9 protein-coding genes are annotated in these 10,984 nt (G+C 64.2%); 2 read left to right on the plus strand and 7 right to left on the minus strand.

Annotated elements, in window-relative coordinates; genetic code table 11:
* Window positions 1-9: 9 nt before the first annotated feature.
* Window positions 10-1,281, plus strand: a complete 1,272-nt coding sequence (locus L630_RS0113965; protein ID WP_024848868.1) for a DNA repair exonuclease — start codon at window positions 10-12, stop codon at window positions 1,279-1,281.
* Window positions 1,281-4,766, plus strand: coding sequence for an AAA family ATPase (locus L630_RS0113970; RefSeq protein ID WP_024848869.1), 3,486 nt, complete (start codon window positions 1,281-1,283; stop codon window positions 4,764-4,766). The genes L630_RS0113965 and L630_RS0113970 overlap by 1 nt, the downstream gene beginning before the upstream one ends.
* 52 nt (window positions 4,767-4,818) lie before the next feature.
* On the opposite strand, the gene L630_RS0113975 is transcribed toward L630_RS0113970, so the two are convergent.
* The 7 genes from L630_RS0113975 to L630_RS0114005 form a co-directional block, all read right to left on the minus strand.
* A complete protein-coding gene (locus L630_RS0113975; protein ID WP_024848870.1) occupies window positions 4,819-5,547 on the minus strand; it encodes an ABC transporter ATP-binding protein in 729 nt (242 codons plus the stop codon).
* 2 nt (window positions 5,548-5,549) lie between these two features.
* Window positions 5,550-6,296 carry an ABC transporter ATP-binding protein gene (locus L630_RS0113980; protein WP_024848871.1) on the minus strand — a complete coding sequence of 249 codons (747 nt, stop codon included), beginning with the start codon at window positions 6,294-6,296 and terminating at the stop codon, window positions 5,550-5,552.
* Window positions 6,293-7,273 (minus strand): branched-chain amino acid ABC transporter permease, encoded by a 981-nt coding sequence (locus tag L630_RS0113985; protein ID WP_024848872.1) that lies wholly within the window; start codon window positions 7,271-7,273, stop codon window positions 6,293-6,295. The genes L630_RS0113980 and L630_RS0113985 overlap by 4 nt, the downstream gene beginning before the upstream one ends.
* Window positions 7,273-8,151, minus strand: a complete 879-nt coding sequence (locus tag L630_RS0113990) for a branched-chain amino acid ABC transporter permease (protein ID WP_024848873.1) — start codon at window positions 8,149-8,151, stop codon at window positions 7,273-7,275. Before L630_RS0113990 ends, L630_RS0113985 begins: the two co-directional genes overlap by 1 nt.
* 63 nt (window positions 8,152-8,214) lie before the next feature.
* Entirely contained in the window at window positions 8,215-9,351 is a 1,137-nt protein-coding gene (locus tag L630_RS0113995; RefSeq protein ID WP_024848874.1) for an ABC transporter substrate-binding protein, read from the minus strand.
* A 220-nt stretch (window positions 9,352-9,571) separates the two neighbouring features.
* The gene (locus L630_RS0114000) at window positions 9,572-9,961 is read right to left on the minus strand and encodes a GtrA family protein (RefSeq protein ID WP_024848875.1); all 390 of its coding nucleotides are present in this window, start codon (window positions 9,959-9,961) and stop codon (window positions 9,572-9,574) included.
* Window positions 9,958-10,944, minus strand: coding sequence for a glycosyltransferase (locus L630_RS0114005; protein WP_024848876.1), 987 nt, complete (start codon window positions 10,942-10,944; stop codon window positions 9,958-9,960). Before L630_RS0114005 ends, L630_RS0114000 begins: the two co-directional genes overlap by 4 nt.
* Window positions 10,945-10,984 lie beyond the last annotated feature (40 nt).

A 10,984-nucleotide genomic window follows, 5' to 3' on the forward strand; every position in this document is an offset into this window, starting at 1 on the left:
AGCACCGCGATGGCATTTCGCTTCGTCCACACGGCGGACCTTCACCTCGATTCACCGCTGCGCTCGCTGGCGATGCGCAACAGCGACCTCGCCGAGCTGATCGGTAACTCAACGCGGCAGGCGCTGGTGTCGATCGTGGACCTGTGTATCGAGGAGCGGGTCGACGCCCTCATCATCGCCGGCGATCTTTATGACGGCGACCAAACTTCGATGAAGACGGCGCGGTTCCTGGCAACGCAGATGCAGCGCCTGCACGAGGCGGGGATCTCCACCTTCGTTATCCGAGGCAACCATGATGCGCTGTCCCGCATCACACAGGAGCTGGTGTTCCCGCCTTCGGTGAAAGTGTTTGGTGGCCGTGCCGAGGCGGTAGAACTCAAGCGTGACTATCTCAGCATCCACGTCCATGGGCTAAGCTTTGCGAAGCCCCACGCGCCGGAAAGCCTGCTCGAAAAGTACCGCCGCCCCCTCCCCGACGCGGTCAATATCGGCGTCATGCACACGAGCCTTGCCGGTGCGAACGGCCATGACCTCTACGCGCCGTGCAAGGTGGCAGACCTGCATGGCTGGGGTTTCGACTACTGGGCGCTGGGTCATGTGCATGCGCGCGCACTGCACGAGGGCGAACGGTCCGTGATCATGCCAGGCATGCCCCAGGGACGCGACATCAACGAGGGCGGCGAGAAGACTGTCTCACTCGTCACCATCCATGATGACCGCCGCGTCACGGTCGAGGAACGGCTCACCAGCATCGCCCAGTTCGAACGGATCACTGCGGATTTGTCCTCGGCCGTCACCTGGCGTGAGGCGGTCGATCTTGTCGAGCAGGCTCTGGCAGATGCCCGCGCGCGTACCCGCTCCGACCATCTGGTTGGACGGCTCAGGATCACCGGCTCCACGCCGCTGTCGTGGACGCTGCGCCGCGATCGCGACCTGCTGCTGGCCGAGGCCGAACAGCGCGCCGAGGGGCTTGGCCGTACCTGGATCGAAAAGCTCGAGATCTCCATCTCTTCCCCTGCCGAGACGGCATCCCGCAGCAACAGCGCCGACCCGCTGCTCGAACTCCACCAGCTGATGCGCGAGACTGTTATCGGCCAGCATAGCGTGCGCGACGCGGTGCGCGACCTGGTAAAGGAAGTCCGCGACGATCTGCCGGCCGAGGCGCGCAGCTTCAGCGGCAGCGACGAAGCCGAATTCGAGGCGCTGGTCGATCAGCTGCTCGCAGAAGGCAGCGAGGACATTCTGGCGCGCCTGCGGCTTGAGGCGCCGGAGGCCGCCTGATGCGTCTCAGACGTCTCGACCTGACCCGATACGGGAAGTTCACCGACTATTCCATCGACTTCGGCGAGCGCGTGTCCGACAAGCCGGATCTGCACATCGTCTACGGCCTCAACGAGGCCGGCAAGTCGACCTCGCTGTCGGCCTATCTCGACCTCCTGTTTGGTATCGAGGAGCGTACTCGATACGGGTTCCTGCATCAGGGAAAGGCGATGGAGGTGGGCGGCTGCCTCGAGTTCGGCGGCGAGGCGCACGAGTTCAAGCGGGTCAAGCAGCGCGCTAACTCGCTGCTCGATGCGCAGGGCCAGCCGGTCAACGAGGCGGTTCTCAGCGTGCCGCTGGCTGGCCTCACGCGCGATGCCTACCGCATGATGTTCTCGCTTGACGACCAGACGCTGGAGGATGGCGGCAACGCCATCCTCGAAAGCCGCGGCGACCTTGGCGAGCTGCTGTTTTCGGCGAGCGCCGGGCTCGCCGGTACCAGTGCCGTGCTCGAGAAGACGATGGAGGAGGCGCTTTCCATCTTCCGCAAGCGGGCGAGCAGCACCACCATTGCGGGGCTCAAGCGCCGGATGGCCGAACTGAAGGCGCGCCGGGACGAGACCGATACACAAGCCTCCGCCTATGCGTCGCTCAAGGCCGAGCTTCAGCGCGCCGAGGCCGCTTATGAGGAGGTCATGCGCGAGATCGGCACGGCGCGCACGCGCCAGGAGCAGATCGCGCGGATGCTGCGCGCGCATCCGCTGGCGGGCGATTACGGCCGCCTGGAGGAGAGCCTTGCTGCCTATGCGGAAGTCCCTCGCCCGCCGGCCGAGTGGTCGCACGCGCTGCCCGAACTCATTGATGCGGAAGCACGGCTGCAGACGAAGCGCGCGGGGCTCGACCAGCGTGAAGCGCGGATTCGCGACGAGATTGATGCGCTCACCGTCGACGAGCGGCTGCTCGAGCTCGACCACCGCATCGAGCGCCTGTCGGAAGCGGCTGCACGATATACGACGGCCGAGGAAGATCTGCCCAAGCGTAAGTCGCAGCTTTCCGAACAGAAGATCAGGGTCGACCTGATCCGGACGGCGCTGGGCAAGCGTGACGTGGCCGATCCGATGACGCTGGTCGTTCCAGCCGCGACGATCGGCATGCTGCGCGAGCTGCTCGCCGAAAAGAACGGCATCGATGTTGCGCTCCGCGCCGCCGAGAAGGAGTTCGAGAACGGCGAACAGGTGCTGGAAGACGCACAGGCGGAGCTGAAGGGGCTGGAGGGGGGCGGCGTGCTGGATGCGATTACCGTGGCCCGCCTGCAGGCGTCGCTCCTCCGCATCCGGCGGGGTGATCTTGCGGCCGAGCTACGGCTCGCGGAACGTTCACTTGCCGAGAAGGTGCGGGCTTTCGAAGAAGCGGCAAGCGCTCTGCAGCCGTGGAGCGGTACCGGAGAAGAACTGAAGGCCATCCGCCTTCCGGATGCCGCGCGGCTTGAAGCATGGCGTTCGGGTGCCGACGCTCTACAGAAGCGCCGCGCGGCAGCGCTCGACCGCAAGCGGGAGCTGGAGACGAGGCTCGCTGAAGATAAGGCTCGCATCGAGGTCCTGCGCAGTGTGGGCAGCGTCATCGGCGACGAGGAAGCGGAAGCGCTGATGGCCCAGCGCAACGTCGCGTGGGCAAAGCATCTCCAAGCGCTTGACCGCGAGACGGCAGTGCACTTCGAACAGCGTATGCATGCGGTGGATGAGGCCGCTGATGCCCGGCTCAAGGCCAGCAAGGAGCTGGAGGAACTGCGCGCTTCGACCGCCGCAAGCGCCGTCACCTCGGCGGCCATTGAGCGGCAGGACGCGCTGCTGAGCGAAGCGGATGAGGAGCTAGCGCAGTTGAGGGCGGAGATCGTGGCTGAAGCGCCGGCGGCGCTCCCCCTCCCCTCTGAAGCACTCATCGCAGGTCTTCTCGCCACCTTCGAACGCTGGTCGCGCGATCATGCCAAGGCCGTTGCCGCGTGGGATGCGCTGCAGGCAGCGCAGCGCGCGGCAGACGAAGCTCGCGCGGCGGCCGACGCTGAACGGGAGGCGCTGGCCGGGGCGCTTGAGAATACCGGCATGGAAGCCAGCGGCCTTGCCTTGTCCGAACTCGTGCAGGCGGCTGAAAACCTCATATCCGCGCACAACACCGCGTACACCAAGCGGGCAACGATCGAGAAACAGGTTGCAGACCTGACGCGAAATCTCGTCTCGCGCCAGCGGGAGCTTGATCAGGCGAGGGCTGCATCCGAAGACTGGCAGGGCCGCTGGAAGAGCGCTCTCGATCAGACCTGGTTCGCCGGGATGGAGGAGGCACCAGGCGCCGTGCGTGAGCTGCTCGATGCGCTGACGGAACTTCCCGTTGCGCTGAAGGAGTATGCCGGCACGCAGCATCGCATCGACGCGATGGAAGCAGACCGCGCAGAATTTGTGAATGCTGTCGCCGACATCTGCGATGCCCTTGGCGAGCCATTCGATCAATCGCGCCCGGTTGATGCCGCCCGCGCCCTGATTCGGCGCCGGGACGAGGCACGGCAGACGAGGGAGCGGCGCGAGGAAAAGCTCGCGGAGCTTGCGGCGGTCGCGGACGAACGCGAGGAACTGGGGCAGCAAATTGCGCTGCACGAGACGCGCCGCAACGAGATGACCTCTTTTTTCGATGTCGAGTCGATTACCGAGCTGCGTCAGGCGCTGGAGCTTGCTGGGCAGCGCGACCGCCTGGTCGAGGAACGCGACCGGCTGGCGCGGCAGATCATTGCCGAGACGCAGGAAGAAACACTTGAGGCCGCTCTTTCAGCGATTTGCGGGGCGGACATTGCCGAGCTGCAGCGCGAGCAGGCAGAGCTTGCGGTCCGCATCGAGAACCTGGATGAGCGCGCGAAGACGCTGTTTGCGGATCGCACCCGTGCGCAGGACCGCCTTGATGCCATTGGCGGTGACGACACCGTGGCCCGCATCGATGCCGAGCGCAGGACGATCCTGCTGGAGATGGAGGAACAGGCGCTGCGGTACTTGCGCCTGCGCAGCGGCAGCATGATTGCCGAGCACGCGATCCGCGCCTATCGAGACCGGCACCGCAGCGCGATGATGAACCGTGCCTCAGAAGCGTTCCGGCAGATGACGCGCGGCGAATACACCGGCCTTGCAACGCGGCCGGAGAAGGACCGCGAAACGCTGATCGGCCTTTCCGCGCGCGGCGGCTCGAAGCTGGCGATGGACATGTCCAAGGGCACGCGCTTCCAGCTTTATCTCGCCCTTCGCCTTGCCGGCTACGAAGAGTTCGCGGCTGCGCGGCCATCGGTACCCTTCATCGCCGACGACATCATGGAGACGTTCGACGAGCCGCGCTCGGAGGAAGTGCTGCGCCTGTTCGGCCAGATGAGCCAGGTGGGCCAGGTGATTTACCTCACCCACCACCGCCATCTCTGCGACCTTGCCGCGAAGGCCGTGCCGGGCGTGAAAATCCACGAGATTGCGGCGGCCTGAGCCGCAACCTCATTCAGCGGATTGCTGAGAAGATCGAAGGCCCCTCCCCTGCTCAGGCGGAGGGAGCCTCCTCTATATGTCCGCCGAGGAACAGCTGGCCGACTCGGGGGTCGGCGAGGAGCTTTTCGGCCTTGTCGTGCATGCGCGTCTGGCCGAGTTCGAGCACCAGGCCATAGTCCGATATGGCGAGCGCGGACTTGGCGTTCTGTTCCACCATCAGGATGGTGACGCCCTGGTCGCGCAGGCGCTGCAGGGTGGCAAACACTTCCTGCACCAGCTTCGGTGACAGGCCGATCGACGGTTCGTCGATCAGGATCAGCTTCGGGTCGAGCAGCAGCGAGCGCGCGACTTCGAGCTGCTTCTGCTGGCCGCCCGACAGCTCAATGGCCTTGCGGTTGCGGAACTCGCGCAGGATCGGAAACTTGTCCATCACCTTTTCGATGCGTTCGCGCACTTTGGCCTGATCGCGGGCGGTGACGCCACCGAGCTCGAGGTTGTGGTAGACCGAGAGCTGCGGCACGACGTTGCGGCCCTGCGGAACGTAGGTCACGCCATGGTCGATCATCTGTCGCGGCGTGTGGCGCGTCACGTCCTTGCCATCGAGCAGGATACGGCCCTTGTCGATATTGAGCAGGCCGAAGATTGCCTTGAACACGGTCGACTTGCCGGCGCCGTTCGGGCCGATCACGGTGGTGATCGTGCCCTTCGGGATCTTGAACGAGACGCCGTTCAGGATCGTGATCTTGCCGTAGCCGCCGTGAATGTCCTGGAGTTCCAGCATGATCAGCCTCCCAGATAGGCGTCGATGACGGTCTGGTTCGCGCGGATCTCGTCGGGCGAGCCCTCCGCGATGATGGCGCCTTCCGCCAGCACCACGATGCGGGTGCACAGGCTCATCACGAACTCCATGTTGTGTTCGATCACGACGAAGGTCGTGCCGTGTTCGGCATTGTAGGCGACGAGGCGCTCCTTGAGATGCGCGAGCATCGTCAGGTTCACGCCGCCTGCCGGCTCGTCGAGCAGCACCAGGTCCGGCCCTGCCATGAAGGCCATAGCGGCATCCACGAGCTTCTGCTGGCCGTAGGAGAGCGAGCCCGCCGGCGTGTCGCGCAGGTGCGTCAGCCGAAAGAACTCGATGAGCTGGTCGGCAGCCTGCGTCAGGCCGGCATCCGTGGGCCCGAACAGGCGCGAGATCAGCGTACCCTTGTGCTCCTGGCCGGCGACAATGATGTTGTCGAGCACCGTCATCTGCGGGAACACCGACAGCTGCTGGAAAGTGCGGCCGACGCCGAGGCGGTTGAGCTTGCTGGCGCGCATGCCCGTCACGGGCACACCCTTCACCTCGACGGACCCTTCATCCGGCTGCAGCTGGCCGAGGATGCAGTTGAACAGCGTCGACTTGCCCGAGCCGTTGGGGCCGATGAGGCCGAGGATCTCGCCCTTGTGCACGTCGAAGGAGACGCCGCGCACGGCCTTGATGCCGCCGAAGCTCTTGGTGATGTTGCGGATCGAGAGAATGGGCGCGGTCATTTCAGTTTCGGTCCCTGCTCCACGTCTGCGCGGATCTGCGGCTTGCCGAAGAAGCGGTCACGCAGCATTCCCCACAACCCGATCAGTCCCCTTGGCGTGAACACCAGCATCACGATGACGAGCGCCGAGTAGATGATGAGGTAGTAGCCTTCGGTAAAGCGCAGCAGCTCCGGCAGGAGGATGACGACGCCGGCGCCGAGGAACGGCCCGAAGAAGAAGCCGGCGCCGCCCACAACAACCATCAGCAGGATGCGCAGCGAGTGGCCGACCGCAAACGAGCCCGGCTCGATGAACTGGACGAGCGGCGAGATCAGCGCCCCGGCAAGGCCGCCATAGGTCGAGCCGATCGCGAAGGCGAGCAGCGTGATGCGCCGCGTGTCGACACCGAGGCTTTCCGCGCGGATCGGGTTTTCGCGCAATGCCTTGAAGCCGCGACCCCACGGCGAGCGGACGATCCACCACATGATCGCGGCGGCAACGACCGTGATCGCCAGCGTGAAGTAGTAGAAATTGTGCTGCTTCATCGTCGAGACGAAGCCGAAGTCCGGACGCGGCATGCCCGAGAGGCCGTAGTTGCCACCTGTCAACCAGTCTTCGTTGCGCAGCACGAGGAAGACGAGCGTGTTGAAGGCAAGCGTCACGAAGGCAAGGAAATGCCCCTTCACGCGCAGTGCCGGATAGCCCAGCACGAGGCCGACGACGAAGCAGAGCAGCAGCGCCGGAACGAGTGCCGCCATCCAGTGCCAGCCGGCAAGGGTCAGCAGCGCACTGGTATAGGCGCCGATCGCCATGAACGAGGCCTGCGCCAGTGAGATCTGGCCGGCATAGCCGAGGGTGAGGTTCAGCCCCATTGCGGCGATCGAAAACACGAGCCACGAGGTCAGCACATAGGTGATGTAGTTGCCCTGCCCGATCGGGGCGAGGATTGCCAGCACCAGCAGGAGGGCAATGAGGAGCCAACTGAGATACGCGCGCATCAGACCGCCCTTCCCTCGGAGGTGCCCATGATGCCCTGCGGGCGCACGAGGATGATGAAGATCAGCAGGATGAGCGGCAGCGCGGCACGATATTCGGCCGTGACATAAGTGGCGACGAGGTTGTCGAGCACGCCGATCAGGAGGCCGCCGACAAGCGCGCCGCGGATCTGGTTGAAGCCGCCGACGATCGCCGCGATGAAGGCGACGAGGCCAAGCGTCTCACCGTTGGAGAACTTGGCCAGGTAGACCGGCGTGATGAGGAACGAGGCAAGCGCGGCAAGGGCTGCGTTGATGAGGAAGGCGTACATCACCATACGCTTGACGTTGACGCCTAGAATTTCCGCCACTGCCGGGTTCTGCGCCGCAGCCTGCATGCTGCGGCCAGTGCGCGTGCGGTTGAGGAACAGCGTCAGTACCACGACGACGGCCAGCGAAATCAAGAGGTTCAGCATGTCCTGCATCGACACGACCGCGCCGAACACGTTGATCGGGTTGGTCGGGAACATCGCGGGGAACGGCTGTGCCTCGGCGCCATAGAATTCCTTGACGCTTTCGCGCAGGAGGATGCCGAGCGCCATGGTGGCGATGATCAGAGAGATGCCGCCGGACGGAAGGATGGGATCGACGACCAGCTTCTTGAATACGGCGCCGAGCAGCGCGATCGCCAGCAGGAGCGCGAGGCCCAGCGACAGCGCGAGCGGGAAGCCAAGAATATTGGTGCCGACCAGCACGAAGAAGGCCGGGACCATGACGAACTCGCCCTGCGCGAAATTCACGGTCTGGGCTGCCTGCCAGACGAGTGTGAAGCCGATGGCGACGAGCGCATAGATCGAACCGGTAGCCAAACCGGACAGCAGAACTTGCAGGAACTGCGACATGGGATGTCCTTTAGGCAGGGGCGGCCGCCCGTTCAGGCGGCCGCGACTGCATCAGGGATGGGATCAGTTCGCCGGAACCGTCCCGATGACGACGGGCTTGCCGTCCTTGACCTGAACCATGAAGCTCGGACGCGACATTTCGCCGGTTTCGTCCCAGCAGGTGTCGAGCAGCATCTTCGGATACTCGGCAACCGGCAGGCACAGGTTCTTCATAGTCTCGGCGAACTTAGCGCCGTCGAACTCGCCGACCTTCTCGGTGACGTACTTCGTGGCCCAAGCGCCGATGTAGCCCTTGATCGCGTCATGCGTCGGGTTGCGCTTGAACTGGGCAACGAACTTCTCGTTGAACTCGGCGATGCCCGGAATGTCCGTGGCGGTCGCGGTCACGCCGACATGCGCGATCGCGCCTTCGGCTGCGCCGCCGGCAAGCTCGATCACCTTGGCCTCGGTCAGGGTCACCTCGCCGACGAGCGGCATAGAAAGACCCTGCTTCTTCGCCTCGATCAGGAAGCGGGCAGCCTCTTCCTGGTTCATGTAGACGAACACAGCCTCGGCGCCGGATTCCTTGAGCTTGGAGACGTCCGAGGCGTAGTCGGTCGCGCCTTGCTCCGAGGGAACGTCGGTGACGATCTCAATGCCCGCCTTTTCCATCTCGGCGGTGAAGACGTCACGGCCGCCCTTGCCGAACTCGTTGTTGACCCAGGCGACGGCGACCTTCTTGGCCTTCAGCGTGTCGGTGAAGTACGGCACCAGAGCAGGAACGCCCTTCTGGGAGCCCGACGAGGTGCGGAACACGAACGGGTTGCCCTTCTGGACGATGGTAGGAGCTTCCGAGCCCACGAACTGCGGGATCTCGTTCTGCTGGGCGACCAGCATGTTGACGAGGGTCGAGCCCGAATAGATGGTGCCGAGGATGGCGAACGCACCCTCGTCGATGGCCTTCTGGACCATCGCGCGCGAGACCTGCGGGTCGGTCTGCGTGTCGTATTCGGAAACCTCGACCTGCTTGCCGAGGATGCCGCCAGCGGCGTTGATTTCCTCGATGGCGATCTTGATGCCGTCACGCCAGTTCGTGCCGGCCGGGGCGCCGGCCCCCGAAAGCTCGGCGACCATGGCGATCTTGGCGGCGTCCTGAGCCTGCACTGCGGTTGCACCCATCAGCAGCGCGGCGCTCAGCGCCAGAATAACACGGCGGTTCATTCCACCTCCCTAGATGCCACGGCTACATGCGCCGTCTCCCTTTTGCGCCACCGTGGCAGCAAAGACCTCTCTCGGAGACTGACCGCGACGATGTGGCACATTCATGCGCTAAGGCGCAAGATGAGGCAGGGGGAATAGCGATGAATGCGCAGGAGCAACAGGGCAATTTTTTCGTGCAAAAGCAGTCGGCTGGGCGCTCCTCACAACCTAAAGCGGGCCTTCAGGCGTTGAAAACCCACCACTTCGCGCTGGCGAAGTTCAGGCCCATGCCGACAATCGATCCGATTGCCACTCCGGCTACCGGCGCAAGGGGTTCGTGTGGGAACAGCGCGACAACCAGGCTGTAGCTGGAATAGTTCGCCGCTCCGCCCGCCGTCATTGCTGCAAGATATTTCAGGGGTTCCGCCGACTTCACAGCGGGTCCTGTCCTGAAGGTGAAGCTGCGGTTGAGCAGCCACGTGACGGCAGCCGCGCAGAGGAAGGAGATGACGCGAGCGATGTAGGGTCCCGCGCCTAGCCGCATCCCAATCACAAGCACGGTGACGTCGGTCAGGAAACCGATTGTCCCGACGAGCGCGAAACGGGCGAACTGAGCAAGCGTGGTGCTCATCCGCTCCGTCTCTGCCACGGGCTCGGCTGGGCGAGATAGGCCATGCGCTTAATTTCAGCGCGTCCGCGCGTAACCGTGTCGAGGATTAGTCCGCAGACCAGCAGCAGCGTCCCGAACAGCACCAGACTCGCGGACAGAAGCGCCGTTGGCAGCCGCGGAACGAGACCAGTCTCAAGGTATGTCATCAAGACCGGCTCGGCGAGGATCAGTGCAGCCACCACGCAGGCTACAAAGCCGATCGAGAAGAACTGCAGCGGCTTTTCCGCCTTAAGCAGTCGGATGATCGTGAAGAGGATGCGCAGGCCGTCCTGATAGGTGTTCAGCTTGCTGACCGATCCCGGCGGCCGCGCATGATATTCGGTATCTACCTCAGCGACGGGCATGCGCAGTTCGAGCGCATGGACCGTCAACTCGGTTTCGGTTTCGAAGCCCGTCGCATGTGCCGGGAACGACTTCACGAAGCGTCGCGACAGGACTCGGTAGCCGGACAGCATGTCGGTGAGGTTTCTACCGAACAGGAACGCGACGCAGCCCGTCAGCAGCTGGTTGCCGAAGCGGTGGCCTGCGCGGAAAGCGGCCTCGTCCTTGGTGTGGCGGACGCCCACGACCATATCGAGCCCATTCTGCAGGAGCTCGTCGATCATCATTGGCGCGACGGAGGCGTCGTAGGTGCCGTCACCGTCTACGAGGATGTAAACATCCGCATCGACATCGGCGAACATCCGGCGGACGACATGACCCTTGCCCTGGCCACGTACGCGTCCGACAATTGCGCCGGCGGCCTTCGCCACTTCAATGGTGCGGTCGCTCGAGTTGTTGTCGAATACGTAAATTTGGGCGTCGGGGAGCACGGCTCTGAAGTCAGCGACGACTTTGCCGATGGTAGCTTCTTCGTTGTAGCAGGGAACGAGTACCGCGACGCGTGCGGCGCTGTCCGCAGCCTCGCGCAGCCCCTCCCTCTCGAGCCGTTCAGCTATGTTCATTTTTCCCCAGCGCCCCTCACCTCGCCATCGCGAAGGATTG

It is taken from the genome of Aminobacter sp. J41 (assembly GCF_000526635.1).
GTDB lineage: Bacteria > Pseudomonadota > Alphaproteobacteria > Rhizobiales > Rhizobiaceae > Aerobium.

Excerpts from the sequence above, each read along its gene's own strand:
- L630_RS0113965 (WP_024848868.1), top strand. The coding sequence starts at position 10 with ATGGCATTTCGCTTCGTCCACACGGCGGACCTTCACCTCGATTCACCG.
- L630_RS0113970 (WP_024848869.1), top strand. The coding sequence starts at position 1,281 with ATGCGTCTCAGACGTCTCGACCTGACCCGATACGGGAAGTTCACCGAC.
- L630_RS0113975 (WP_024848870.1), bottom strand. The coding sequence starts at position 5,547 with ATGCTGGAACTCCAGGACATTCACGGCGGCTACGGCAAGATCACGATC.
- L630_RS0113980 (WP_024848871.1), bottom strand. The coding sequence starts at position 6,296 with ATGACCGCGCCCATTCTCTCGATCCGCAACATCACCAAGAGCTTCGGC.
- L630_RS0113985 (WP_024848872.1), bottom strand. The coding sequence starts at position 7,273 with ATGCGCGCGTATCTCAGTTGGCTCCTCATTGCCCTCCTGCTGGTGCTG.
- L630_RS0113990 (WP_024848873.1), bottom strand. The coding sequence starts at position 8,151 with ATGTCGCAGTTCCTGCAAGTTCTGCTGTCCGGTTTGGCTACCGGTTCG.
- L630_RS0113995 (WP_024848874.1), bottom strand. The coding sequence starts at position 9,351 with ATGAACCGCCGTGTTATTCTGGCGCTGAGCGCCGCGCTGCTGATGGGT.
- L630_RS0114000 (WP_024848875.1), bottom strand. The coding sequence starts at position 9,961 with ATGAGCACCACGCTTGCTCAGTTCGCCCGTTTCGCGCTCGTCGGGACA.
- L630_RS0114005 (WP_024848876.1), bottom strand. The coding sequence starts at position 10,944 with ATGAACATAGCTGAACGGCTCGAGAGGGAGGGGCTGCGCGAGGCTGCG.